Origin of the sequence: Bradyrhizobium sp. 1, from assembly GCF_023073315.1 — a bacterium.
In the GTDB taxonomy this organism is placed as follows: Bacteria; Pseudomonadota; Alphaproteobacteria; order Rhizobiales; family Xanthobacteraceae; genus Bradyrhizobium.
The window spans coordinates 181,947-207,554 of the sequence record NZ_JADPJH010000037.1 but is presented as its reverse complement, the minus strand read 5'-3'; the positions used below and the strand labels follow the sequence as shown (position 1 = coordinate 207,554).

At 63.5% G+C, this 25,608-nt stretch carries 25 protein-coding genes and 1 pseudogene; 11 read left to right on the top strand and 15 right to left on the bottom strand.

What is annotated here, in order from left to right:
* The first annotated feature begins 245 nt into the window (after positions 1-245).
* The 3 genes from IVB29_RS35300 to IVB29_RS35290 all read left to right on the top strand — a co-directional run bounded on the left by IVB29_RS35300 (position 246) and on the right by IVB29_RS35290 (position 2,913).
* Positions 246-1,322 (top strand): methyl-accepting chemotaxis protein, encoded by a 1,077-nt coding sequence (locus IVB29_RS35300; protein ID WP_247508035.1) that lies wholly within the window; start codon positions 246-248, stop codon positions 1,320-1,322.
* A 421-nt stretch (positions 1,323-1,743) separates the two neighbouring features.
* Entirely contained in the window at positions 1,744-2,487 is a 744-nt protein-coding gene (locus IVB29_RS35295; RefSeq protein ID WP_247508034.1) for an SDR family oxidoreductase, read from the top strand.
* Positions 2,488-2,499: 12 nt separating this feature from the next.
* Positions 2,500-2,913, top strand: coding sequence for a cupin domain-containing protein (locus IVB29_RS35290; protein WP_247508033.1), 414 nt, complete (start codon positions 2,500-2,502; stop codon positions 2,911-2,913).
* Between the two features lie 17 nt (positions 2,914-2,930).
* On the opposite strand, the gene IVB29_RS35285 is transcribed toward IVB29_RS35290, so the two are convergent.
* The 7 genes from IVB29_RS35285 to IVB29_RS35255 form a co-directional block, all read right to left on the bottom strand.
* Positions 2,931-3,992: a L,D-transpeptidase family protein gene (locus tag IVB29_RS35285; protein ID WP_247508032.1), complete on the bottom strand. Its 1,062-nt coding sequence runs from the start codon at positions 3,990-3,992 to the stop codon at positions 2,931-2,933.
* Between the two features lie 115 nt (positions 3,993-4,107).
* A complete protein-coding gene (locus IVB29_RS35280) occupies positions 4,108-5,112 on the bottom strand; it encodes a 4-hydroxythreonine-4-phosphate dehydrogenase PdxA (protein WP_247508031.1) in 1,005 nt (334 codons plus the stop codon).
* Entirely contained in the window at positions 5,109-6,647 is a 1,539-nt protein-coding gene (locus IVB29_RS35275; protein WP_247508030.1) for a tripartite tricarboxylate transporter permease, read from the bottom strand. The genes IVB29_RS35280 and IVB29_RS35275 overlap by 4 nt, the downstream gene beginning before the upstream one ends.
* Positions 6,648-6,658: 11 nt before the next feature.
* The gene (locus IVB29_RS35270; protein ID WP_247508029.1) at positions 6,659-7,141 is read right to left on the bottom strand and encodes a tripartite tricarboxylate transporter TctB family protein; all 483 of its coding nucleotides are present in this window, start codon (positions 7,139-7,141) and stop codon (positions 6,659-6,661) included.
* A gap of 280 nt (positions 7,142-7,421) precedes the next feature.
* Positions 7,422-8,414 (bottom strand): tripartite tricarboxylate transporter substrate-binding protein, encoded by a 993-nt coding sequence (locus tag IVB29_RS35265; RefSeq protein ID WP_247508028.1) that lies wholly within the window; start codon positions 8,412-8,414, stop codon positions 7,422-7,424.
* Between the two features lie 50 nt (positions 8,415-8,464).
* Positions 8,465-9,724 (bottom strand): CoA transferase, encoded by a 1,260-nt coding sequence (locus tag IVB29_RS35260; RefSeq protein WP_247508027.1) that lies wholly within the window; start codon positions 9,722-9,724, stop codon positions 8,465-8,467.
* Between the two features lie 10 nt (positions 9,725-9,734).
* Complete coding sequence (locus IVB29_RS35255) at positions 9,735-10,529, bottom strand: enoyl-CoA hydratase/isomerase family protein (protein ID WP_247508026.1); 795 nt, start codon at positions 10,527-10,529, stop codon at positions 9,735-9,737.
* A 117-nt stretch (positions 10,530-10,646) separates the two neighbouring features.
* Between IVB29_RS35255 and IVB29_RS35250 the strand changes: the two genes are divergently transcribed.
* From IVB29_RS35250 to IVB29_RS35240, 3 genes are all read left to right on the top strand, one after another.
* Positions 10,647-11,312, top strand: a complete 666-nt coding sequence (locus tag IVB29_RS35250; RefSeq protein ID WP_247508025.1) for a GntR family transcriptional regulator — start codon at positions 10,647-10,649, stop codon at positions 11,310-11,312.
* On the top strand, positions 11,313-11,792 hold the full coding sequence (locus tag IVB29_RS35245) for a VOC family protein (protein WP_247508024.1): 480 nt from the start codon (positions 11,313-11,315) through the stop codon (positions 11,790-11,792).
* Positions 11,793-12,087: 295 nt separating this feature from the next.
* Positions 12,088-13,071: an MBL fold metallo-hydrolase gene (locus IVB29_RS35240; RefSeq protein WP_247508023.1), complete on the top strand. Its 984-nt coding sequence runs from the start codon at positions 12,088-12,090 to the stop codon at positions 13,069-13,071.
* A gap of 50 nt (positions 13,072-13,121) precedes the next feature.
* On the opposite strand, the pseudogene IVB29_RS35235 reads toward IVB29_RS35240, so the two are convergent.
* Positions 13,122-13,391: pseudogene (locus IVB29_RS35235) on the bottom strand (sulfite exporter TauE/SafE family protein); the annotation flags it as partial.
* Positions 13,392-13,702: 311 nt separating this feature from the next.
* The gene (locus IVB29_RS35230; RefSeq protein ID WP_247508022.1) at positions 13,703-14,629 is read right to left on the bottom strand and encodes a LysR family transcriptional regulator; all 927 of its coding nucleotides are present in this window, start codon (positions 14,627-14,629) and stop codon (positions 13,703-13,705) included.
* Positions 14,630-14,725: 96 nt separating this feature from the next.
* Between IVB29_RS35230 and IVB29_RS35225 the strand changes: the two genes are divergently transcribed.
* Positions 14,726-15,601, top strand: a complete 876-nt coding sequence (locus tag IVB29_RS35225; protein WP_247508021.1) for an ABC transporter substrate-binding protein — start codon at positions 14,726-14,728, stop codon at positions 15,599-15,601.
* A 21-nt stretch (positions 15,602-15,622) separates the two neighbouring features.
* Here IVB29_RS35225 and IVB29_RS35220 read toward each other — a convergent pair whose 3' ends face one another.
* The 5 genes from IVB29_RS35220 to IVB29_RS35200 form a co-directional block, all read right to left on the bottom strand.
* On the bottom strand, positions 15,623-16,342 hold the full coding sequence (locus IVB29_RS35220) for a haloacid dehalogenase type II (protein WP_247508020.1): 720 nt from the start codon (positions 16,340-16,342) through the stop codon (positions 15,623-15,625).
* Between the two features lie 86 nt (positions 16,343-16,428).
* Positions 16,429-17,430, bottom strand: coding sequence for a class II fructose-bisphosphatase (glpX, locus tag IVB29_RS35215; RefSeq protein WP_247508019.1), 1,002 nt, complete (start codon positions 17,428-17,430; stop codon positions 16,429-16,431).
* A 92-nt stretch (positions 17,431-17,522) separates the two neighbouring features.
* Entirely contained in the window at positions 17,523-18,839 is a 1,317-nt protein-coding gene (locus tag IVB29_RS35210; protein WP_247508018.1) for a homoserine dehydrogenase, read from the bottom strand.
* Between the two features lie 28 nt (positions 18,840-18,867).
* Positions 18,868-20,088, bottom strand: a complete 1,221-nt coding sequence (locus tag IVB29_RS35205) for an LL-diaminopimelate aminotransferase (RefSeq protein ID WP_247508017.1) — start codon at positions 20,086-20,088, stop codon at positions 18,868-18,870.
* Between the two features lie 215 nt (positions 20,089-20,303).
* Positions 20,304-20,579 (bottom strand): hypothetical protein, encoded by a 276-nt coding sequence (locus IVB29_RS35200; protein WP_247508016.1) that lies wholly within the window; start codon positions 20,577-20,579, stop codon positions 20,304-20,306.
* A gap of 252 nt (positions 20,580-20,831) precedes the next feature.
* Here IVB29_RS35200 and phaC point away from each other — a divergent pair, with 252 nt between their 5' ends.
* Genes phaC through IVB29_RS35185 form a run of 3 tightly spaced genes read left to right on the top strand, consistent with a single transcriptional unit; the run spans position 20,832 to position 23,987 of the window.
* Positions 20,832-22,640: a class I poly(R)-hydroxyalkanoic acid synthase gene (gene phaC / locus IVB29_RS35195; RefSeq protein WP_247508015.1), complete on the top strand. Its 1,809-nt coding sequence runs from the start codon at positions 20,832-20,834 to the stop codon at positions 22,638-22,640.
* A 58-nt stretch (positions 22,641-22,698) separates the two neighbouring features.
* Positions 22,699-23,097 (top strand): MAPEG family protein, encoded by a 399-nt coding sequence (locus tag IVB29_RS35190; RefSeq protein WP_247508014.1) that lies wholly within the window; start codon positions 22,699-22,701, stop codon positions 23,095-23,097.
* A 23-nt stretch (positions 23,098-23,120) separates the two neighbouring features.
* Positions 23,121-23,987 (top strand): ornithine carbamoyltransferase, encoded by an 867-nt coding sequence (locus IVB29_RS35185; protein WP_247508013.1) that lies wholly within the window; start codon positions 23,121-23,123, stop codon positions 23,985-23,987.
* Positions 23,988-23,999: 12 nt separating this feature from the next.
* On the opposite strand, the gene IVB29_RS35180 is transcribed toward IVB29_RS35185, so the two are convergent.
* Positions 24,000-24,587 carry a class I SAM-dependent methyltransferase gene (locus IVB29_RS35180; RefSeq protein ID WP_247508012.1) on the bottom strand — a complete coding sequence of 196 codons (588 nt, stop codon included), beginning with the start codon at positions 24,585-24,587 and terminating at the stop codon, positions 24,000-24,002.
* Positions 24,588-24,772: 185 nt separating this feature from the next.
* Here IVB29_RS35180 and IVB29_RS35175 point away from each other — a divergent pair, with 185 nt between their 5' ends.
* Positions 24,773-25,540, top strand: coding sequence for an outer membrane beta-barrel protein (locus IVB29_RS35175; protein WP_247508011.1), 768 nt, complete (start codon positions 24,773-24,775; stop codon positions 25,538-25,540).
* Positions 25,541-25,608: the final 68 nt, after the last annotated feature.

Below are 25,608 nucleotides of genomic sequence, written 5' to 3'. Positions count from 1 at the left end.
CGATCGCACGAGCCGTCTAGTCACTGACCGATTGGCCGGGAAACACCGGAGATTTGCAACGGCCGGGGCGCACAAAGCGGTGGATGGCCGTCCAGCAGGCCGGACTGACTACTATTTGGGCATTCCGCAAAACAGCAAATTAAGCAGGCGTTAGGTTGAATCCTAGAAAAAGACTCGTATTCGATCTGTACGTGATTGTTCCGGGTTCATTGCAGATCAGGCCTCATTGCCAAGGGAAGTTCCCGATGTCTGCTGCGCTGGGTCTCAAAGCCAAGCCGATCGCCACCGAACCCGCTGACGATGATTCCGACATCTCCGCGCTGATCAACCGCCTGACCGCAGAGGTCAACCAGATCGCGGTCGACAAGACCAAGTCGATCCAGCAGATCACCAACCAGATGAAGATGCTGGCGCTTAACGCACTGATCGAGAGCTCGCGCGCCGGTGCACAGGGCGCCGGCTTCGCGGTGGTGGCGCAGGAAGTGCGCGGCGTCGGCCAGCAGGTCGAGACCATCGCGCGTGAGCTCGAATCCCAGCTGACCAAGCGCACCGGCGATCTCGTCTCCTCGATCGACCGCATGAGCCAGCGCTCGCGCGGCGAGCGCATGGTCGACCTCTCGCTGAACGCCGTCGAACTGATCGACCGCAACCTCTATGAGCGCACTTGCGACGTGCGCTGGTGGGCGACTGACTCCGCCTTGGTCGATTGCGCGGCCTCGCCTGCGCCGGCAGCGATCACCTATGCCTCGCAGCGCCTCGGCGTCATCCTCGGTGCCTACACCGTCTACCTCGACCTCTGGCTCTGCGACCTCGACGGCAACGTCATCGCCAACGGCCGCGCGGATCGTTTTCGCGTCGTCGGCCAGAACGTCGCCCATACAAAATGGTTTCGCGAGGCGAAGACCTTGCGCTCCGGCGACGACTATGTCGCCGGCGACGTCGAGAGCCAGTCTCTGCTCGGCGATGCGCAGGTCGCAACCTATTGTGCCAGCGTCCGGGCCGGCGGCCAGGCCAACGGCGCGCCGATCGGCGTGCTCGCCATCCATTTCGACTGGGAGCCGCAGGCCCGCGCGATCGTGCAAGGCGTCCGCGTCGGGGACAACGACAAGGCCCGCGTGCTGCTGGTCGACTCGAATTTTCGCGTGATCGCAGCCTCCGACGGCCATGGCATTCTGGGCGAGCGCATCTCGCTCTCGCTCAACGGCCAGCGCTCCGGCTTCTATCAGGACCGCTCCGGCACAATGGTCGCCTTCCATGCCACGCCGGGCTACGAGACCTATCGCGGGCTCGGCTGGTACGGCGTGATCGTCTGCGGGGCGTAAAGCCTCACGTCCATCAAAAAGTGAAAAACAACCCCATGCACAGTAGCGATGGGATTGAAGACACAACGCTTTTTGCGCAGCCCGATGATCTGACTCGTCGGGCAAAACACTGGCTGTCACCATCGCAAAGTTCATCAGGCCTTGCCAATTGGCCTGGCCTGAGCGCTGACGACCTTCCTCCCTCAAACCGAAATCCGAAGCATAATCCGTAGCGCGCAATCGACCGCGCGAAATGCGGAATGATGCCTGACCAATTGCCGTCGCGTCGCGGCGCAATGTCTTGAGCATTTTTGGGCAACCCAAGCCCGTTCCAGGCAAGAGCCTGCCCCATTGCTCCTGTAGAACGCGGCTCACGTCAGACGAGCGCGGCACCATCCGGCTTTGATGATCCCGCACTCACAACATGCCGAGGAGACAGGCCATGAAGATCGTCGTGATCGGCGGCACCGGTTTGATCGGATCGAAGCTCGTTTCGAAGCTGAAGCAGCAGGGCCACGACGCCGTGGCAGCTTCGCCGAAATCGGGCGTGAATGCCGTGACCGGCGAAGGCCTCGCTGCGGCGCTCGCGGGCGCCGATGTCGTCGTCGACGTCGCCAACGCGCCGTCCTGGGAGCCCGCCGCCGTGCTCGATTTCTTCCAGCGCTCGAGCAAAAATCTCGTCGCGGCGGAGGCTGCGGCGGGCGTGAAGCATCACGTGGCGCTGTCGATTGTGGGGACCGAACGGTCGCCCGACATCGCCTATTTCCGTGCCAAGCTCGCCCAGGAGACCATCATCAAAGCCGCCTCGATCCCCTACTCGATCGTGCGCGCCACCCAGTTCTTCGAATTCCTCGGCGCCATTGGCGAAATGGGGGTGATTGACGGCAAGATCGTCGTTCCCTCGGCCCAGTTTCAACCGATCGCGGCCGAGGACGTGGCTGATCGCCTCGCGGAGGTCGCAACAGGCAAGCCGCTGAACGGCACCATCGATATCGCAGGGCCCGAAAAAGCCCCCTTCAATGAATTCATTGCACGCCGCCTGAAGGCATCTGGCGACGCCCGACCCGTGATCGGAGATCCGAAGGCGTCCTATTACGGCGCCCCCATCGACGACACGTCGCTGAATCCGCTAGGCGAAGCGCGGCTCGGGAAAATTCCACTGGCGACGTGGCTCGCGAGCCTCTGAGAAGGATATCCCATGTGCAGATTACTGATCGCAGCCGCGGTTTATGCCGCATCTGTCCTGACGGCCCACGCGGCCGAGCCCGCGCCAATGGCAAAAGTGTCGGTCGTGTTCGACCAAGCCCTGCCGAACGTTCCGGGCAAGAGCATGAAGGGCGTGCTGGTCGAGTATGGTCCGGGAGGCTCCTCGCCGGCTCACATGCACCCGCGCTCCGCATTCATCTACGCCACCATCCTGGAAGGCGCGATCCGCAGTCAGGTCAACGATGAACCGGCCAAGGTCTATCACAAGGGAGAGAACTTCTTCGAACGCCCCGGTGATCGCCATGCCGTCAGCGCCAATGCCAGCGAGACCGAGCCCGCAAAACTGCTGGCGGTATTCGTGGTGGATACAGCCGACAAGGAGCTGGTGACGCCGATCACGAAGTAACGGCGGATGAGCTGACGCTACCGCGCCGAAGCACTGGCATCGGCGGGGGCGTCGACGAACGCGACCGGCGTGCCTTTCGATACACTGCCTGCAACACGTTCCGCATCCCAATTGGTGAGACGTACGCAGCCGTGCGACTCTGCCTTTGAGATCTTTCCCGGCGAAGGCGTGCCGTGAATGCCATAGCCTTCAGCCGAAAGGTTGATCCACACGGTGCCGACCGGATTATTCGGACCCGGCTTGATGGTGAAGGGCTTGCGGGAATGAACGCCCTTGAAGTGATAGTCGGGATTGTAGCGGTAGTACGGATTTCGGCTGATCTCCGTGACCTTCAGCGTACCCGAGGGCGACGGCTTGTCTTCGCTGCCGACGGTCGCCGGATAAAATCCGATCAGCGCATTCGACTTGTCGAACAGTTTTACGGTCTGCCTGACCTTATCGACCTCGACCCTGTCAGCCTTGGCGGACGCCCCCTCGCCCCCGCCGGCAGCGTCCACCACGACGATGGTCTCGCCGGCATGATCGAAATGGTGCCCGGGGTTGAGCGCCGCCAGAAGTTGCTCGCTCATGTGAAACTTCTCCGCCAGGGCCTCACGCGGATTGGTGAAGCCCAGCTTCGGGATGTCCTTCATGTCTTCCAGTTTCGACGGCAGCTTGCGCAGGAAGGGCCCCGCCACGTCCTGTTCGGTGATGGTGTAGGTCAGCGTCACCGGCCGGTCCTCCGTCCGCAGCGCTGTCCAGACATCATCGGTCATGGTGTCCGCGCCCGGTAACTGCCGGGCCTCCGCATAGGCCCGCAGCGCCTTCTTCGCGTTTTCGCCAAATCTGCCGTCGATCTCGCCGGGCGAGAAGTGAGCCCTATCGAGGAGGACCTGGAGCCGGACTCCGGCCGGGGTCGGCTTTTCGTTCGACAACGTCTTCTTCGATGGCTCGGCTGTGTCGATGGCGGCGGGGTTCATCTCGGCCGCGAGCGCAGGCGCTGTCGCCAGAGCAAGGATCAGAACGATACAAATTGATCGGGCGCGGTCGATTGAACAGCCGCTATTCACCGTCCTCCGTCGCGCGCCGCCGTCGCCCATCTGCCAGCTCCGAAGTGGAGACGTTCATGGCACTGGCAACTCGGTTCGACGGTGAAAGTTTCCAGCTTTTCCCGCATACCATCCGAACAACCAGCGAGCATCCGCCCGTGCGCAGTCACGCAACACGACGCGCGGCCATCGCCGCTGCGAGCATCAGCGCAGCGCGGCTCGCACCGATGGACGCGACGCCCTGCCCTGCGATGTCGTAGGCGGTGCCGTGCGCGGGCGTGCAGATCGGGAACGGGAAACCGCCGAGCAGGGTCACGCCGCGATCGAAGCCCATCAGCTTCATCGCGATCTGGCCCTGATCGTGATACATCGTCAGCACCGCATCGAAGGCGCCGCCCTTGGCGCGCAGGAACACGGTGTCGGCGGGAAATGGTCCCTCCACGGCAATGCCGTCGCGCTGGCCGGCCTCGACGACAGGTGCGATGACGTCGATCTCCTCGCGGCCGAAATTGCCGCCATCGCCCGCGTGGGGATTGAGGCCCGCGACCGCAATACGCGGCCGCGCGAAACCGGCGTTGCGCATGCAAGCATCGGTCAGCTTGAGCGCACGATGGATGCGTTCGCTGGACAATCGCGCAGCGACGTCCTTGAGCGGGATGTGCGAGGTGACCCGTGCGTTCCAGAGCCGGTCGAGCACGTTGAATTCGCTCGCGGGAGTCTTGAGCCCGACCACTTCGGCAGAAAACGCGATCTCGTCGTCGTACTCGGCGCGGGCAAGCCGCATCGCCTGCTTGTTGAAGGGGGTGAAGCAGACGGCGTCGACGCGGCCGTCGCGCCCGAGTTCGAGCGCGCGCCGGTAATTGGCCAGCGCGAATTTTCCGCCGGCAAGGGTCGCAGTTTTCGGCTCGACCTCTTTGGGGCCGAGATGACCGAGATCGACAAACAGCGCATCGCCCTTCGCTGCGCGGAGGTCGACCCCCTGCTCGACCGTAGTCAGCTCCGGCTTGACGCCCGCGACCCGCGCGCCCTCGTCGAAGATGCGGCGGTCGCCGATCACGACGATCCGGCAGCCCGCGCGGATATCGTCCTGCACCACGAGCTTCGCCGTCAGCTCCGGACTGATGCCGGCGGGATCTCCCATCGCCAGTGCAATGAGCGGCTTTGCGGTCATATGATTACCTTCTCCTGAGCAATCGTCTCGTTGGTGGGCGGCGCAGGCTTGCGAAAGAGGCGCGCAAGCTGCAGCACAAGCGGAAGCAGCAGCAACGCGATGCCGCCTACGATCAGGCACGTCACCAGCTTGTTTGCGAAGAAGATGCCCAGCGATCCCTTCGACATCAGCATCGACTGCCGGAACGCATCCTCGGCCTTGTCGCCGATGACGATCGCGAGCACCAGCGGCGCCAGCGGGTAGAACAGTTTTTTGAAGAGATAGCCGACGACCCCGAAGCCGAGCATCATGACCACGTCGAGATAGGAGTTCGAGACCGAATAGGCGCCGACGACGCAGATGATCACGATCAGCGGCGCGATGATCACAAAGGGAATCCGCATCAGGGCGGCGAAGACGGGGACGGTCAGCAGCACCAGCACGACGGCGACGATGTTGCCGACATACATCGAGGCGATCAGCCCCCAGACAAAATCCTTCTGGTCGACAAACAGCATCGGCCCGGGATTGAGGCCCCAGATCATCAGCCCGCCCATCATCACGGCCGCGGTCGCTGAGCCGGGAATGCCGAGCGAGAGCATCGGCAGCAGCGCGCTGGTGCCGGCGGCATGATCGGCGGTCTCCGGCGAGATGATGCCCTCGACCTCGCCGGTGCCGAAATAGCGGCCCCGGCGCGAGAAGCGGCGGGCGATGCCGTAGCTCATGAAGGACGCCGCGGTCGGGCCCCCCGGGGTGATCCCCATCCAGCAGCCGATCGCAGCGCTGCGCAGCAATGCAACGCTGTGCCGCGGCAGGCGGCCGACCGCGCGGAACACCTCGCGCCAATCGATCTTCGAGGAGACCGCGCGGGCGTGAAACTCTTCTTCGACGGCCACCAACAGTTCACCGATGCCAAACAGGCCCATCACCGCGACGACGAAGTTCACGCCCTTGACCAGCTCGTCGACGCCCATGGTGAGACGGACGCTGCCGGACACTGTGTCGATGCCGATGGCGGCAATCGCAAAGCCGATGGCCAGCGCCACGACGGTCTTGATCGGCGCCGCGCCGCCCATGCCGACGAAGCTGGCAAAGGCCAGGAAATAGACCGCGAAATATTCAGCCGGCCCGAAGGCGAGCGCGACCTGCGCCACCCAGGATGCGAGGAAGGTGATCAGGATGACGCCGATCAGCGCACCGAACGCCGCCGAGCCGAAGGCGGTCGCCAGCGCCGTCGTCGGCCTTCCGTCGCGCGCCATGGGATAACCGTCGAAGGTGGTTGCGACGGACGACGGCTCGCCGGGAATGTTGAACAGGATCGACGTCACGGAGCCCCCGAACAGCGCGCCCCAATACATGCTGGAGAGCAGGATGATGGCCGAGACCGGCTGCATGCCGAAGGTCAGCGGCAGCAGCAGCGACACCCCGTTCGGCGCGCCCAACCCCGGCAGCACGCCCACGAGAATGCCGAGCAGCACGCCGACCACCATCAGCGCCAGATGCGGCACGGTGACCGCGATGGCGAAGCCGTGCAGGAGTTCCCCGAGATTGTCCATCGGCCCCTCCGTCAGAAGCCGAGCGCTGTGGCGAGCGCGCCGTGCGGCAGGCTCACCTGGAACATGCGCTCGAACACGACGTACAGCCCGATTGCCGTCGCAAGCGCCATCGCAAGCGCACGCGGAACGGATTGATGCCGGGGGATCGCCAGCACCGCGAAGATGTAACCGGCCGAGGCGAGATACATCCCGATCAGGGGGATCGCGGCCACGAAGATCGCGGCCGGTACGAACAGGCCGGCAATCCGTCGCAGCTCGATCGGGGTGATTGCGACGGGGACATTTGCCAATGACGCAACTGGCACCACACCCCGCACCAGATTGTAGAGGCTCCCGAGCACGATGATGATGCCGGTCAGGAACGGGAACGTGCCGGAATCCACGCCCGCGCTCGACCAGCCGATGCCGTTGTCCAGACTCTGGACCACCACTGCGATACCAAAACTGCCCGTGAGGACGGCGGTCGCAAATTCGAGGGCGCGTCGCGAAATCATCGAAGGCTCCGCTCTGGCGTCGGACAATGGCCCGTGAGGGCGCAGGCGTCTTTCCCCAGCATTCGATGTCGTCCCTGCGAACGCAGGGACCCATAACCCCAGGGAGGAATTTGACGAAGACTGGAAGTTAGATATTCGTCGGTACGACGACCAGCACTCTTCGATAGATCACGCGGTATGGGTCCCTGCGTTCGCAGGGACGACAGCGGAGTTGGCGAAGCGATGGCGGAGATACGGCGGGAAGCCCGGCTCACATCAAAGCTGGTGCGACAGCCCCACTTCATTTGACCAGCCAGCCCTGCTCGCCCGCAACCAGCCTGAGGTGCTCGAGGTCCTCCTTGATGAACTTGTCGAACTCGGCGCCGGTCAGGAACGTGTCGACCTGGGAGGTCTTCTCGATGTAGTCCTTCCATTCCGGCGTCGCCTGCACCTTCTTCATGAGGTCGATGTAGAACGCGGCCTGGTCCGGCGTGACCTTGCCGGGCAGCCACACCGTGCGCGGCTGCTCATATTGCTTGATGTCGAGCCCCTGCTCGGCACAGGTGGGCACGTCGCCCCAGCCTTCGGTCGCGGTGACCTTGGCGCCCTGCGGCAGGCGCTTGGGGCTGAAGACGCAGAGCGGGCGTTGCGTTCCACCGCGCCATTGCCCAATGCTCTCGCTGGGATTGTTGACGTGGGAATCGAGGTGTCCGCCGGCGAGCTGCACGGCGGTCTCCGCACCGCTCTTGAAGGGGATGTAGGTCAACTTGACCTTGCCGGCCTTCTCGATCATGCGGGTCAGCACCTCGTCGGTGTCTTTTGACTGTGCCCCGCCCATCTTGAAATCGCCTGTGGCAGCGGCCTTCAAATAGTCGCCCGCCGTCTTGATGGGCGAGTCCTGCTTGACCCAGAGCAGGAATTCATCCTGCGCCATCGCCGCGATCGGAGTGAGATCGGTGTAATTGAAGGCGACCTTGGAGACGAGCGGTTGCTGCCATGCGTTCGACGTGCCGAAGATCACCTTGTAGGGATCACCGGCGGACGCCTTGCCGTAAACATAGCCTTCCGCGCCGCTGCCGCCAGCCTTGTTGACGACGACGATCGGCTGGTCCGTCAGCTTGTACTTGGTGATGATGTTCTGCACCGCGCGGGCGATATTGTCGGTGCCGCCGCCCGGGCCCGCGGTGGCAATGAACTCGATCGGCTTTTGCGGCTGCCAGGCCGCGAGCGCCGGCACCGGCCCGGCGAGTACGGCCACAGCCGCGGACAGCAGAAGCTTTGACGTCCCACCCATGATTTCCTCCAGCTTTTTATGTTTTGTTTTTGTGTTCTATCGACAGTCCGTCAGGCGACGCGTGCCTCGCGCCTCCCTGCACCCAGAACGATTGCGCCTTCTCTTTCGAGCGCTTCGATCTGCTTTTGGTCAAACCCGTACTCGGCCAGCACCTCGCTCGTATGCTCACCGTAGACCGGCGCGCCCGTGCGCACTTTGCCTGGGGTCTCCGAAAACTTGACGGGAAGCCCAATCGTCTTCACGGGGCCGAGCGTGGAGTGCTCGACCTCGACGACCATCTCGCGCGCCAGCGTCTGCGGATCGCTGAGCGCCTCCAGCATGTCGTGGACGGGGCCGCACGGCACGCCTTTCTCGTCCAGCACCGCGAGCCAATGCGCCCGCGACTTCGTGCGGAAGCGCTCGCTCAGAACCGCCTCGAGCTCCTTCAGGTTCGCCATGCGGTCAGCGCCGTTGACGAAGCGCGGATCGGCGGCGAGCTCGCTGACGCCGAGCGCATCCAGCATCAACAGCCAGTGCTTCTTGTTGGCGCCGCCGACCACCAGCCAGCCGTCCAAGGCTTCGAACGCCTGATACGGCGCGTTGAGCGGATGGGCCGAACCCATCGCGCGCGGCGCGGTGCCCGCGGCCAACGCGATGGTGGATTGCCAGTAGGTCTGCACCAGCGCGGCCTCGTAGAGCGATGTCTCGACCCACTGCCCTTCGCCCGTCTTGAGGCGATGGGTATAGGCGGCCAAAATGCCCATGCTGGCGAGCAGGCCGGCGGTGATGTCGGAGAGCGGCGGGCCGCATTTCACGGGCGGACCATCGGGGCGTTCGCCGGTAAAGCTCATGATGCCGCTCATGGCCTGCGCGACCAGGTCAAATCCCCTGCGGTCCTTGTAGGGGCCGGTGCGGCCAAAACCCGACAGCGAGCAGTAGATCAGCGACGGATGCTGCTTGTGCAGCGCCTCATATCCGAAGCCGAGACGCTCCATGGCGCCCGGCGCAAAATTCTCGACCAGTACGTCGGCGTCCGCAATCAGGCGCCGCAGGACCTGCTTGCCGCCCTCGGTCTTGAGGTCCAGCACGATGCCGCGCTTGTTGCGGTTCATCATCAGGAAGGAGGCTGCCTCGTCGCCGATCTTCGGCGGCACCGAATGGCGGGTGTCGTCCCCGTTCGGTGATTTTTCGACCTTGATGACGTCGGCGCCCATGTCGGCGAGCATCAGGGTGCAGGTCGGTCCTGCCATGACATGGGTGAGATCGACGACCTTGAGGCCCGCGAGTGGTCCCTTGCGAGGGGAGTTGGATTGCGATCGATCGCTTTGCATCGGGGGCGTCCTATTGGCCACGCCACTGCGGGGCGCGCTTGTTGAGGAAAGCATCGAGCCCTTCGCGAAAATCCTGGCTCGTGTAGCACATCAGGATGAGGTCTTCGCCCTCGTCCCGCGTCAGCCGCCTTTGCAAGCGGGCGACCGCTTGCTTGGTGGCGGTCAATGTCAGCGGGGCGTGACTGGCCAGGAGCCGGGCGAGCTCGTCGGCGCGCTTGTCCAGCGCAGCAAGATCATCGACGACCTCGCCGAGCAGCCCGACACTGGCGGCTTCCGTGGCATCGATGAGACGCGCGGTGAAGATCAGGTCCTTGACGCGCGCGGCGCCAATCAGCGCGGTGAGACGGCTGACATTGGACATCGACAGGCAATTGCCGAGCGTCCGCGCAATCGGAAATCCGATCTTCGTGCTTGCCGTGCCGATGCGCAGGTCACAGGCGGCGGCTATTCCCGCCCCGCCCCCGGTGCAGAACCCGTTGATCGCCGCAATCGTCGGCACCCGGCACTGCTCGAGCGTGGTGAGCACGCGATCAATCCGGTTCTCGTAGTCGATGGCGTCCTGCGGCGTCTTGAACTCGCGGAACTGGTTGATGTCGGTGCCCGAGGCAAAAGCCTTGTCGCCGGACCCGCGCAGCACCAGCACCTTGATGGAACGGTCGTCGTTGGCCTCTTCGCAAATGGCAGCGAGCCGTTCGTACATGGCGAACGTGAAAGCATTGCGGGCCTGCGGGCGGTTGAAAGTGATCCAACCGATGCCGTCCCTGCATTCAAAAATGAGGTCTTCCGCCCCTGCAGCCTGGTCCATTTCCCACGTCCCTTTTGCTTTTTTACATTTTTGAATGCAAAAATTTGGATTTTCAAGCTATAATCTTTGTCCCTTAGCCGATTAATTCGCTTTTGAATGCAAAATAGAGATTGACCCATGCTTCATGAGGAGGTCGTCGGCCGCATCCGCATCATCCTGCTCGACGGCGAAATCCCGCCGGGCGCGCGGATTCCCGAGCGCGAGCTGTGCGAGCGGCTCGAAATCTCGCGCACACCGCTGCGCGAGGCACTCAAGGTGCTGGCGGCCGAAGGCCTCGTGCAGCTGCTGCCCCATCGCGGCTCGCGCGCGGCGAAGCTGACCGACAAGGACATGCGCGACCTGTTCGAGGTCTGCCAGGGTCTCGAGGCGCTGGCCGGCGAGCTCGCCTGCGAGCGCATCAGCGACGCCGAGATCGGTGCGATCGCAGCCGCGCATGCGGACATGGTTCGGCATTATCGCGAGGGCGATTTGATCCAGTATTATCGCGGCAACCGCGCCATTCACGAGGGCATCGTCGCAGCCGCCGGCAATCCCGCGCTGACCGGGCTCTACGCCTCCGTGACCGCGCGCATCCGCCGCGCGCGCTACGTGACGCCGATGACGCCGCAGCGCTGGGCGTTCGCCGTCAGCGAGCACGAGGCGATCCTGAACGCGCTGCAGCGGCGCGATGGCGCCGGCCTCTCGCACATCCTGCGTGCGCATCTGCGCCACAAGCGCGAAGAGGTTTTGCAGGCGGGCTTTGCCGAAACGGAAGCAAACGACCTCGCGCTGCGGATCGCATGAATGAACAAGCCCCTCTCAGACCCCGTCGCGCGCGCGACCTCCGACAGCACCGGCAGCGCGCCGCAGGGTGGCTTTGCCGATCTCGTCCCTGAAGTCAGCGTGTCCGACATCCAAGCCAGCCTGTCGTTCTGGCGGGACTTGCTCGGATTCGAAATTGCTTATGACCGCCCCGAGGCGCGATTTGCGTATCTCGTCAAAGGACGTTTGCAGGTGATGCTGTGCGAATTGAACGGCCGCTGGGAAACGGCCGAGATGCAACGGCCGTTCGGACGCGGCATCAATTTTCAGATGGTCGTCGATCGCATCGATCCAATGCTGAAGGCGCTCGGCGACGCGCAATGGCCGCTCTACGAGCAACCGAACGAAGCCTGGTACCGGGTCGGCGACCTCGAACTCGGGCAGCGCGAATTCCTCGTCCAGGATCCGGATGGTTATCTCATGCGCTTCGTCGAACGCCTGGGAACGCGCACGCCATCGTGACCTAAAAAGATTCTTGCCCTCTCGCCGCGTCGCGCAGCCGGCCGACACAATCGCGACACAATCATTGATTGCATTGCTGCAGGCTTGACCGGATCGTGCTGACCGCAAACGTCGGCATCGGTTTTCTTTTGTCGCGCACCGGAATTGCGCCGCCAAATCTGGCAAGCCGCGATCATCCGAAAACCAATTCCACTTGCTAGCTTGTCTGAACCGGCGCAGCATCGCTGCGTAGGCCTCAAGCCGAACATCACGCGCGAAAAATCGTGCGGATCAAAACAGAAAATGGAGGAAACGCATGACACGGGATGTCTCACGTCGATCCTTGCTCGCGCTCGGCGCTGGTCTTGGCGTTGGCCTTGGCGCCAGCACACTGCTCGGCAGCAGCGCGATCGCACGCGCGCCCAAGCTCGGTACCCAGACGCCCTACTGGCACCGCTTCGTTCTCGGCGATGCCGAAGTGACCATCGTGTCCGACGGCCCGCTGCCGCTCGGTGATCCCTCCGGCACCTTCACCGGCGTTCCCAAGGAAGAGGTGAAGAAGATGCTGGCGGACAATTTCCTGTCGCCGGACAATGTCGTGCTCGAGCAGAACTCGCCGATCGTCAACACCGGCGACAAGCTGATCCTGTTCGATACCGGCATGGGCACGTCCAAGATGTTCGGCCCGACCACCGGGCGGCAGCAGAAGAGCATGACGGAAGCCGGCATCAAGCGGGAGGACATCGACGCCGTGGTCTGCTCGCATGCCCATATCGACCACATCGGCGGCATCGTGGACGACGGCGGCAAGCCGCTGTTTCCGAACGCGCAGATCTACATTTCCCAGACCGATTTCGACTTCTGGACGGACGAGGGCAAGCTCGGCAGCCCGGTCAAGGATTTTGTGGTTCACGCCCGCAAGAACCTGCTGCCGGTCCGCGACCGCATCGTCTTCTTCAAGGACGGCCAGGAATTTCTGCCGGGCGTGCAGGCGATCTCGGCGCCGGGCCACACCGTCGGCCACTCCATCTTCATGGTCTCGTCCGCCGGCAAGTCGTTCGCCTTCCTTGGTGACCTCTCACACCATCCCGTGCTGCTGCTCGAGCGTCCCCGGATGGAATTCTCCTACGACACCGACCCCAAGCAGGCGGCCGAGTCGCGCGTGAAACTGCTCACCACGCTTGCGGCCAACAAGACGCCTGTCATGTCCTATCATTTCGCCTGGCCGGGCTACGGCCATGTCGCCAAGGCCGGCGACGGGTTTCACTACTATCCCGAACCGATGCAGATGACGTTGTAGGGCGTCAGCGCAAACGGCGTCGGCCGACAAACGCCGACGCCGACATCTCTTCACGCGAGATAGCCGGACACTCCATCCCATAACAGCTTCAGCGCGGTCGCGACCAGCAAGCCGTAGCAGGCCCGGTAGATCTGCTGCTGGTCGAGCTTTCCATGCAATCGCCAGCCGAGCCAGACGCCTGAGGGAATGGCGAGGAGGCACGTCGCCATCACGATCCAGACGTTGCCGGCCGGTCGCACCAGCAGCAGCCACGGCACCGCCTTGGTCGCATTGCCGACGCTGAAGAACAGGCTGGTCGCTCCCGCATAGACCTCCTTGGTGCGTCTTCAGCTCCGTCGCGTACAAATCCGTTCACGCCTTTCCGGATCGCGGCATGGGTCCGCTTACGACCGCGGATCCTTATTCTGAAAAAACCAGCTAGGCAGCGCTGAGGGCACTCCCAAGCTCAATCCGAGGAACGCCAGAAACAGATCGAAATAACTCAGGTGCATTGTCGTCGCTCCGTTGCCACCGAGCCCACCCGGTGCAATTTGCTCTTTGCGCCGAATATGATCCGATACTATATTCGGAGCAATTAGAACATTGTACTCGGTGCAATTTAGGCGACCCTCTCCAGCCATGGCGGCGACGCCTAGGCGCGATTGCCGAATAAAGCGAGTGTGATCGATCGCAGCCAGCGGTGGGCGGGATCACGATGGTAGCGCTCGTGCCAATATTGCGCGATCTCGATCCGCGGTAGCGCAACTGGCGTCCTGAACACGGTCATTCCGAGTGGCTCGGCGACGATGGCGGCCAGATTGGCGGGCAAGGTTGCGACCCCATCGGTTTGCGATGCCACGATCGCGCCCGCGATGAAACTCGGCACCTGCAACAGGATATTGGCGCGGGCGATCGCCCGCGTCAGCACACGCTGCGTCTCGAGATGCGCCGCATGCCCGGTCTCGGATGCGGTGATCAGGATGTGCTGCTCATCGAGAAATCCCCGGCGCGTTCGCGCCTGCGCCGGCCGCGGATGCCCTCGCCGCACCACACTGGCATAACCGTCGGAATAGAGCCGCTGCGAGCGAAGATGCCCCGCCGCGCGCGGGAGAGCGCCGAGCGCAAGGTCCGCTTCGCCTGACTCCAGCTTGAGCGCAAAGTGCCGGGAATCGAGCGGAATGGCGCGCACCTGAACGCGCGGCGCGAGTTCGGCGAGGCGCGCGACCAAGGGCGGCAGGAACCGCACCATGCCGACATCGGTCAAAAGCAGACTGAAGGTCTTCTCCGATTTGCGCGGATCGAACGGCAGCCGCTCCTGCCACAGCGTGTCGGCCATCTCGAGCAGGGCGCGGACCTGCGAGGCCATCTCGACGGCCCGCGCCGTCGGCTGCACGCCCCGGCCATCTCGCACGAACAGAGGATCGTCGAAGCGCAGACGCAAGCGCGCCAGCAGCTTGCTGACAGCCGGTTGCGTGGTTTCGAGACTTGCGGCAGCACGCGTGATGCTGCCCTCGCGGATCAGCGCGTCGAGCACCCTGAGGTCGCGGAAGTCGATGCCGGAAGATTCCATTTTAGACATATGAAACATTCCCTTTGAGCCATAGATCGAGCATCGCCGTTTGCTATCTGGGGTCAAAGGCAATTGAACGGCCAAACAGCGGATGCGGAGGAAACCATGACCAAATTCGTGATCGAATCGCATTTCCGCCTTCAGGAATGGGTGGCCGAGGAAAAGGGCTACTTCCGCGACGAAGGGCTCGACTACGAGTTCCGCGAGTTGATCCGCTCGACAGAGGGTCAGCACCACAACAAGGTCAATGAAGGGGCCTTCCAGAGCATCGAGAAGGGCCGCAAGGCCGACGTCAGTTGCGCCTGCCACTGGACGGTCAACGTCGCCGCCTCGAACGGCCACGCCAAGCTTTACGCCGACATCTATTCCGTCGCGCCTTCGGGAATCTTCGTTCGAGCCGATTCAGGGATACGCACCCCTTCCGACCTCGCCGGCGTTCCGATTTCGGTCGGCTTCCAGTCAGGCAGCCACTATTCGACCATCCAGGCGCTCGAGCCCTACCTGGCGCCCGATCAGATCAACCTGACCTTCGAGGACGGCATGCTGTTTCGCAGGATGGAGCTGCTGTTCGAGGGCAAGAGCGAGGCGGCTGCGCTGTTCAACGGTCCCTATTATTTCGCCGAGCAGCTCGGCTATCGCAAGATCATCGACACGACTTTCATGATCGCGTCCATGATCAATGGCGATCCGGCGCCCGAGGACATCAAGCGCTATTTCCGTGCCCTGAAGAAAGCACAGCGCGACATTGACCTGCGCCCGGAGCTTTACACCCGCCACTTCAAGAATGAATTTCCCGAGCGCTTCCACGCGGCCATGGATACGCGGCGCTGGGGGCCCGGCGAGCGGATCGTGTTCGAACCTTATTCACAGGAGATCTACGAACAGTCGTTCGACTGGATCGAGAAGCACGGCATATTCGAAGCCGGCACGATGGGCGACGGCGCCTACGACAAGGCCACGGTCACGTTCGGGAGCATCTGAGCGCCGGCGAGGCCGCGCGCCCTAACAGCCGAGCTTGTCGGCGACCCCGCCAAAATCCTTGGCGACGATATCCCAGTTGCCGGTGGCTTCAAAATCGATCTTCTGCAGCGGACCGTACTCCGTCGGCCTTGCCACGAACGCGGTCTTCAGCCCGTTCTTCTGCGCGGCGGCGAGATCGCCGTTGTGGGCGGCGACCATCATCACCTCTTCCGGCTTGAGACACAGAAGCCGCGCGGCGCCGAGATAGGTCTCGGGATCGGGCTTGTAGTGCTCGAACAGTTCGGCCGACATGATGAGGTCCCAGGGCAGCCCTGCGAACTTCGCCATGTTGGTGAGCAGCGCGACGTTGCCGTTCGACAGCGGCGAGATCACGAACTTCGTCTTGAGCCGGGTCAGGCCGGCGACACTGTCGGGCCACGGATGCAGGCGGTGCCAGCCTTTGGTGAGATGGTCGAGATCGGATTCGGTGAGACCCTTGATCTGGAACTTTTCGACCAGCTTTTCCAGCGAGCGGCGGTGCAGATCGTCGAGCATGACGTAGCCGCGCTCGGGATGTTTGCGCACATCGTCCATCGAGGCCATGTACATGCCGCGCCAGCCGTCGACCAAAGCGGTCCAGTCGGCGCTGATGCCGCGGCCCTTCGCCCACCACATGAAGTCGGTGATCAGGCTGGTTCGCCAGTCCACGACGGTGCCGAACACGTCGAAGACGAGGGCTTTGACGGCGGAGAGATCGGACATGGGCGCTTCCCCGAATGTTGTTATTCTTGCTCATTCCGGGATGCGCCGTAAGGCACAGGCCCGGAATGAGGGTCGCGTGTCGCGACTTAGTCCAAATGGAACTTCGCGAGCTCGCGGTGCTCGGCCTTGATGTAGCGCACGGTGCCGGTCACCGAGCGCATCACCACCGTCTCGGTCTCGATCACGCCGTCCTTGCGGAATTTGACGCCCGAGAGCAGCGAGCCCGTGGTGACGCCGGTGGCGGCGAACAGGCAGTCACCGCGCGCCATGTCCTCGATGCCGTAGATCATCTTGGGATCGTTGACGCCCATCTTGGCGGCGCGCTCGCGCTTCTCGTCGGAATCGAGGATCAGGCGACACTGCATCTGGCCGCCGATGCAGCGCAGCGCCACGGCCGCAAGCACGCCTTCCGGCGCGCCGCCGGTGCCGAGATACATGTCGACGCCGGTGTTATCGGGGTCGGCGCAGTGGATCACGCCGGCGACATCGCCGTCGGTGATCAGACGCACGGCGGCTCCCGTTGAGCGCACGCTCTCGATGATGCTGGCGTGGCGCGGACGGTCGAGCACGAGAACGGTGATGCCGTCCGCCTTGACACCCTTGGCCTTGGCGAGGCGGTGGACGTTCTCGGCGGGCGAGGCATCGAGCTCGACGACGCCCTTGGCGTAACCGGGGCCAATCGCAAGCTTCTGCATGTAGACGTCGGGGGCGTGCAGCAGCGTGCCGCCGTCGGCCATCGCCATGGTGGCGATCGAGCCCGGCATGTTCTTGGCGCACAGCGTGGTGCCTTCGAGCGGGTCGACGGCGATGTCGACCTCCGGGCCGGTATTCATGCCAACCTTCTCGCCAATGAAGAGCATCGGCGCCTCGTCGCGCTCGCCTTCGCCGATCACGATGGTGCCCTGGATCGGCAGCTTGTTGAGCTCGCGCCGCATGGCGTCGACGGCGGCCTGGTCGGCGGGCTTCTCCTGCCCGTGCCCGCGCAGCCGCGCCGAGGACACCGCCGCCCGCTCTGTCACGCGCACGATCTCCAGCGTGAGAATGCGCTCGAGCAACGCTTGCGGCGGGACTGAAATATGGGTCGACATCGGCTAACTCCTTCGAAACAGTTTGGGACGGAAATCTCCGCCCGCATCAACTCGTAACACCCACAGTTCGTTCGAACCGTGTCATAGCATGCTCAGTTCTTCTCGATCCGGATCACCTGCGGCCGTCCGCTGATCACCTTGTCCTTCTGCACGGCGGCGAGCGCGCGGCGCACCGCGTCCTCGTGGGTGGCATAGGTGATCAGGATGACGGGCACGGGCACCGCCTTGCCATCTGCCGGCGCAGCGCCGCCATTGGGATGACGCTGCACGATCGACTCGATCGAAATCTTCTGCTCGGCGAGCCGGGTCGCGATCGCAGCCGCCGTGCCCGGGAAATCGCGCGCCAAAAGGCGGATGTAGTAGCCGCCCTCGTGCCGCTCCATCGGCGCCTTCTTAGTGTCGCGCAGATGCGAGATCGGCCGGCCGAACGGATTGGCGCGGATGCCGCGCGCCACATCTGCGATGTCGGCGACGACGGCGGATGCGGTCGCAGCACCGCCTGCGCCAGGGCCGACCAGCGTGATCGGCGGAATGCCCTCGCCATCGATCGTGACCGCATTGGTGACACCCATCACCTGCGCGATCGAGGAGGATTTTGGAACCATGGTCGGATGCACGCGCTGCTCGATGCCCTTGGCGGTGCGGACGGCAACGCCGAGCAGCTTGAGCCGGTAACCGAGATCGTCAGCGGCGCGCAGATCTTCCGGCGCGATGGAGGAGATACCTTCGACATACACCGCGCTTTGAGCAACTTTCGTGCCGAAAGCGAGGCTGGCGAGAATGGCTAGCTTTTGCGCGGTATCGTGGCCATCGACGTCGAAGGACGGATTGGCCTCGGCATAGCCGAGCCGCTGCGCATCCTTCAGGCATTCGGCGAAGGACAGGCCCTCCTGCTCCATCCGGGTCAGGATGTAATTGCAGGTGCCGTTGAGGATGCCGTAGACGCGGTTGATGCCGGTTCCGGCGAGACCCTCGCGTAACGTTTTGATGACAGGGATCGCGGCGCCGACCGCTGCCTCGTAATTCAGCGCACCGCCGTGCTTTTCGGCGGCCTTTGCAAGCTTCAAACCGTGCTTGGCCAGCAGCGCCTTGTTGGCCGTGACGACCGACTTGCCGGCATTGAGCGCAGCTTCCACCGCGGCGAGCGCGGGATCGCCGGCGCCGCCCATCAACTCGACGAAGCAGTCGACCTCGGGATGCGTGGCCAGCGCCATGGGATCCTTGACCCATTCGACGCCGCGCAGATCGACGCTGCGCTTCTTGGCCTTCGAGCGCGCGGTGACGGCGACGACGCGAATGCCCCGGCCGCTACGGCCGGCGAGCACGCGGCTTTGCGTTTCAATCAGACGGACAACTTCGGCACCCACGGTGCCGAGCCCCGCTATGCCCACTTTCAGGGGTGCGACCATGATGCTTTAGTGAACCTGTCGAAGAGAATTAGCGCCGGTTGGCGAGCGGAACGACGTTGTGCAACGTTTCGATGCCGCTTTCAAGGAAGCGGCGCACGCCGCGCGCGGCCTGCCTGATCCGTTGCTCGTTTTCCACCATGGCGATGCGGACATATCCTTCACCATGCTCGCCGAAGCCGACGCCGGGCGACACCGCGACCCCGGATTTCTCCACCATCAGGGTTGCGAATTGCATGCTGCCGACGCTGCGGAAGGCCTCCGGCAGCGGCACCCAAGCGAACATCGAGGCCTCCGGCGGCGGAATCTCCCAGCCGGCGCGGCCGAACGATTCGACCAGCGCGTCGCGGCGCTTGCGGTAGGTGTCGCGCATCTCCTTGATGCAATCGTCGGGGCCGTTCAGGGCGGCGGTGGCGGCGACCTGCACCGGCGTGAAGGCGCCATAGTCGAGATAGGATTTGACGCGGGCGAGCGCCGCGATCACGCGGTCATTGCCGACCGCAAAGCCCATGCGCCAGCCGGCCATCGAATAGGTCTTCGACATCGAGGTGAACTCGACGGTGACGTCGATCGCGCCCGGCACCTGGAGCACCGAGGGCGGCGGGTTGTTCTCGTCGAAATAGACTTCGGCATAAGCAAGATCGGACAGGATCAGGATCTCGTGCTTCTTCGCGAAGGCGACGAGGTCCTTGTAGAAGTCGAGGCTCGCGACATAGGCGGTCGGGTTCGAGGGATAGCAGACGACGATCGCCAGCGGCTTCGGGATCGAATGCACGATCGCCCGCTCCACCGCCTCGAAGAATTCCGGCGTCGGCTCCGAGGGGACCGAGCGGATCACACCGCCCGCCATCAAAAAGCCGAAGGCATGAATCGGGTAGCTCGGGTTCGGACAGAGGATGACGTCGCCCGGCGCGGTGATCGCCTGGGCCACGTTGGCAAAGCCCTCCTTGGAGCCGAGCGTCGCCACCACCTGGGTGTCGGGATTGAGCTTCACGCCGAAGCGGCGCTCGTAATAGGCGGCCTGGGCCCGGCGCAGGCCCGGGATGCCGCGGGAGGCCGAGTAGCGGTCGGTGCGCGGCTTGCCCAGCGTCTCCTTCAGCTTCTCCAGCACATGCGCCGGCGCCGGCAGGTCCGGATTGCCCATGCCGAGGTCGATGATGTCGGCCCCTGCATTCCGCGCGGCCGCCTTGGCCCGGTTGACCTGCTCGAACACGTAAGGCGGAAGGCGGCGGATGCGGTAAAAATCGTCCATGGCTCTCTGGGCTCCGGGCAACCGGTCAGGACAGAATCGAAGGGCAACGACGCCCGTCTGAAAGGCACCCGCCCCTTGCGTAAAAATCACTCAAAATCAACTACTTGGAGCAATTTTCGGCGGCAAGGGCTGAACACCTTCGCCCTGACTCTCGGCTGAACTGAGGTCTTTTTAGCACGGAGTGGCGGGGGCGCCAGCGATTACCTTGCACCGCGCTACTTGGCATCCTTGGCAGCGACGGACTGGCGGTCGCGCGCGGCTGCAAGCTCGGCTTCGATCTTGGCGCGCTGGTCCGGCGGGATGACTGCTTGATCACGATCGGGCGGCAGATCATGCACCGGAAGGTAGGTGCCGGGCTCCCTGGGATGGGCTTGCGCGTCCGTGGGTGTGTAGTCCGCCAGCTGACTCGAGCAGCCGCCCAATGCGAGCGCCGCTGTCAGCAGCGCGCCACAGATCGGCAGCGACTTTTGCAGGTCCCTCAACGCCAACACTTGGGAATTCCCCTACTCGTCCCAAAGCAAGCCACCGGAGACTAACCCGACAACCTGCCCAAGCTCAAACCATTGCTGCCCACAAATGGTACGAGCGAGAATACTTCCAAGGCCCACTGGTCCAAGACGTGCATCCTGATTGTGACAAAACCAAGGGCTTTGTCGCAGTGCAGCACATCTTGCAGCGGGTTTAGCGCCAAAGATGCGAGCTTCGCGGTGACGAATACGGAATGAATCGTTACTGTTCTGCTCATGAGTACCGCCACGACCGATACACCCAAATCCGAGACGAAGTTCGATGCGAACGCCTTCGCGATGAATGTCGCGCAAGCGATGGAGAGCGGCGGCAAGGCGCTCGCCGCGTATCTGAAGCCGCGCGAGAGCGGCGAGGTGCAGGATCGTCCGCCGGCCGAACTCACCGAGGTCGTGAAGACCTTTACCTCGGTCGCCGAATACTGGCTGTCGGACCAAAGGCGTTCGTCGGATCTCCAGACCAAGCTCGCCAAGGACTATCTCGACCTCTGGGGCTCGGCGGCGCGCCGCATGGCCGGCCAGGACGCCTCACCCGCGATCGCGCCCTCGCCGCGGGACAAGCGCTTTGCCGATCCGGAATGGAAGTCGAACCAGTTCTTCGATTTCATGATGCAGCTCTATCTGCTCACGACCAAATTTGCGCAGGAGCTCGTGCGCGATGCCGAGGGGCTCGACCCGCAGACCCGCCGCAAGGCCGAGTTCTACGTCCAGCAGCTCACCAACGCGATCTCGCCCTCGAACTTTGTGCTGACCAATCCGGAAGTGCTGCGCGCGACAGTCGCCAGCAACGGCGAAAATCTGGCGCGCGGCCTGAAGATGCTGGCCGAGGACATCGCGGCAGGCAAGGGCACGCTGAAGATCCGCCAGTCCAACCCGGACAATCTCGTCGTCGGCGTCAACATGGCGACGACGCGGGGCAAGGTGATCTACCAGAACGAGATGATGCAGCTGATCCAGTATTCTCCGACCACGGAGAACGTGCTGCGCACGCCGCTGCTGATCATCCCGCCCTGGATCAACAAGTTCTACATCCTCGATCTCAAGCCGGAAAAATCCTACATCAAATGGTGCGTCGACCAGGGCATCACCGTGTTCGTGATCTCATGGGTCAATCCCGACAAGCGTCTCGGCGGCAAAAGCTGGGAAGACTACATGAAGGAAGGCGTGCTGACGGCGATGGACGTCATCGAGCGCGCGACCGGCGAATTGAAGGTGCACACCGCCGGCTATTGCGTCGGCGGCACCATGCTCGCGACCACGCTGGCCTGGCTCGCCGAGAAGCGCCGCCAGCGCGTGGCGTCGGCGACGTTCTTTGCCGCGCAGGTCGACTTCACCCACGCCGGCGATTTGTTGGTGTTCGTCGACGAGGAGCAGATCGCAGCGCTCGAGCAGGACATGAAGGCGGCCGGCGTGCTCGAAGGCTCCAAGATGGCGATGGCCTTCAACATGCTGCGCTCCAACGATTTGATCTGGTCCTATGTCGTCAGCAATTATCTGAAGGGCCAGCAGCCGAGTGCGTTCGACCTGCTGCACTGGAATTCGGACGCGACGCGGATGACCGCGTCGAACCATTCCTATTATCTGCGCAACTGCTATCTGGAGAACCGGCTGTCGACGGGCACGATGGTGCTCGACAACACCCTGCTCGACCTCTCCAAAGTCATGGTGCCCGTCTACAACCTCGCCACCCGCGAGGATCACATCGCACCGGCCGAGTCGGTGCTGTACGGCTCGCAATTCTTCGGCGGTCCGGTAAAATATGTGCTGTCGGGCTCGGGCCACATCGCCGGCGTGGTCAATCCGCCAGCGTCGAACAAGTACCAGTACTGGACCAACGACAACGTGAAGGACGTCAACCTCGCCGAGTGGATGAAGGGCGCGGTCGAGCACAAGGGCTCGTGGTGGCCGGACTGGCGCGAATGGCTGGGCATGCTCGATCCGGAGGAAGTCCCGGCGCGCGTGGTCGGCAGCGAGGCCCTGCCCGCGATCGAGGACGCGCCCGGCAGCTATGTCAGGGTTCGCGCATAGCGCAATCGCGCGCGCTTTCGTATAAGCTCACGACATCGATTTGGAAGGGGACCGGACTATGACGCGTGAATTGTTCTGGCTGACGTTGACAGTGATCCTGACCGGCGTCCTCTGGATTCCCTACACCATCAACCGCTGCCAGATCAGAGGTCTCGGCGGCGCGATGGCCAACCCCTCGCGCGCAGACAAGCCGCAAGCCGAATGGGCGAACCGTTTGATGTTCGCGCATGACAACGCGGTCGAGAACCTCGTGCTGTTCGCACCGCTGGTGCTGATCCTGAACGCGATCGACTATTCCTCGAAATGGACAGTGCTCGCCTGCGCCGTCTATTTCTGGTCGCGCGTCGCGCATCTGATCGTCTATGCGCTGGGGATCCCGGTGTTCCGCACGCTGGCCTTCACCGTTGGCTTCGCAGCACAAGCCGTGCTGGCGGTCGCGATCTTCAGGGTGCTCTGAGCGCAAGTCCTCGACGTTCGGCCATGCGCAGCGAATCCAGCCGGGATTTCGTCGAGTTCCACGACCTCGGTGCGGACACGATCCTGTCCATCATCGGCCGCGCGCAGCAGCTCGCGGCCGCGTGGGATGACCGCACCATGCCGCAGAGCCTCACTGGCAAGCGTGTGGCTGTGATCGCCGACGATGGAGGCTGGCGCAATACGACCGCCTTCGATCTCGGCGTGAACGCCATGGGCGGCATCTGTGTTCAGCCTCCGATCAGGTTCAATGTCCACGAAACGACGGCTGATCTCGCAGGATATCTCGACAATTGGTTCGACGTTCTGATCGTGCGTACACGGGAATTATCGACCCTGCGCGATCTCGCGTCGCGCGCCAGAGCTCCCGTGGTCAATGCCAGAACGCGATCGAACCACCCCTGCGAAACGCTCGGCGATCTCGCTTACGTCAGCGGCAAGAGAGGAACGCTCGAAGGCCTGAAGGTCGTCGGTGTTGCCCCCGACGCCAACATCCTCCGGTCATGGGTCGAAGCGTCCATCGCCTTGCCGATCGAGGTGATCCAGACCTATCCGGCAGACTGGCATATCCGGGACATCGCAAGTCCGGGATTCACCGCATGCACTGATCTCGACGTATTGCGCGATGCGGACGTGATCATCACGGACTGCTGGCCCAATGGGGCGCATGACGATCAACTCGCAGACTACCGGATCTCTGCATCGCTCCTCGACAAATGCCGCCGCGATGCGATCTTCCTCCCTTGCCCGCCTGTGACCAGGGGCCAGGAGGTTACGGCCGATGCGATGAGCCACGCAATTTGCCAGAGCACGGCGGCGAAGGCTTTCCTTCTGCACGCACAGAACGCGCTGCTTGAATGGGTTGTCGCGTAGCCATTTTCGAGATCAGGCCTTGCGAACGACGAGATTCAGCATGTTGGCGGGCGTCTCGTCGAAACTCTGGATCACGGAGGTCTCCGACGTCAGCTCGAGCCACGCCCCCGCGCTGGCGTAAGTCGCTTCAAGCCACTCGGGCGATACGTAGCTGTAGTACCGCCCCAGGCTGTCCCGCCCATCGTTCTCGCCCATCTTGTAGCTGGCATAGAACACGCCTGACGGCCTGAGCGCGCGATGAATCCGCTGGAGGATGCCGGCGAGTTCGTCGCGTGGAACATGCAGCAGACAGGCACTCGCCCAGACGCCGTCATGGGCGTCGCGCGCATCCAGCTCGTCGAACCGCATCGCCTCGACGGGGTGACCGAGCCGTCGCGACGCGATCTCGGCCATCTCCGGCGAGCCATCGGTGGCGCGCACCGAAAAACCTTCTGCCAGCATCACGGCCGAATGATTGCCGGCGCCGCAGCCGAGCTCGAGGATCGAAGCGCCTGACGGCAGCAGAGCGAGAAAGCCCCGCAGCCGCGTCGAAGGCGCCTTGGCCCACCCGGCGTAGGCCTCGGCGTTCTCCCGATAGAATTGCAGCGTGGTCTCGTCCATGGCGTCACTCGCGTCTGCAAGCTTTCGAGAAATTGCCTACTCTGAAGGCAGCCCGGCATCAACCGCAGGTGTTGCCGACGGATGACACTGCGGCAGAATCAACCGTCGTTCCGATTTGCACATACAAGTTGTCGTCCATCCACGTGTATATTTCTGCATCGCAATTGATTTGATTCGGGGAAGACATGAATTGGAAGATTGCTTCCGCGCTCGGCGCGATTTCGCTGGCTACCGTCGCGACCCAGGCCAGTGCCGCTGATCTCGCCGCCCGTCCCTACACCAAGGCGCCGCCGATGATCGCCGCGATCTACGATTGGAGCGGCTTCTATATCGGCGCCAACGGCGGCTATGGGACCTCGCGCAAGTGCTGGGATCAGACCGTCGGCTTCGCGCCCGGCATCGCGGAAGGTTGCCACGATGCGACCGGCGCCGTCGCTGGCGGCCAGATCGGCTATCGCTGGCAGAGCAGCGCCTTCGTGTTCGGCCTCGAAGCCCAGGGCGACTGGGCCGATCTCTCCGGCCGGAATACCAGCAACGTGTTCGGCGTCGCGAACCGCACGCACGTCGATGCGTTCGGCCTGTTCACCGGCCAGGTCGGCTACGCCTGGAACAGCGCATTGCTTTACGCGAAAGGCGGCGCCGCCGTCACCCGCGATCGCTACCGCGGCATCGGTACGGGCGGTCTGGCCGGGGCCGAGTTCGATCGTGCCGACGAGACCCGCTGGGGCGGCGCGATTGGCGTCGGCGTCGAATACGGGTTTGCGCCGAACTGGTCGGTTGGCCTCGAATACGACCACCTGTTCATGGGACGCCGCGACGTCACGCTCACGGCCAATGGCGTGCTGGCGCCGGTCGGCACGTTCTCGCGCACCGACCGCATCGGTCAGGACGTCGACCTGATCACCGCCCGCATCAACTACCGGTTCGGCGGCCCGATCATCGCGAAGTACTGAGGTCTCGATACCAAGGTCTCGATACTAAGGTTTTGGGCCCCGGCTCAGCAGCGCAGCACTGAAGACGT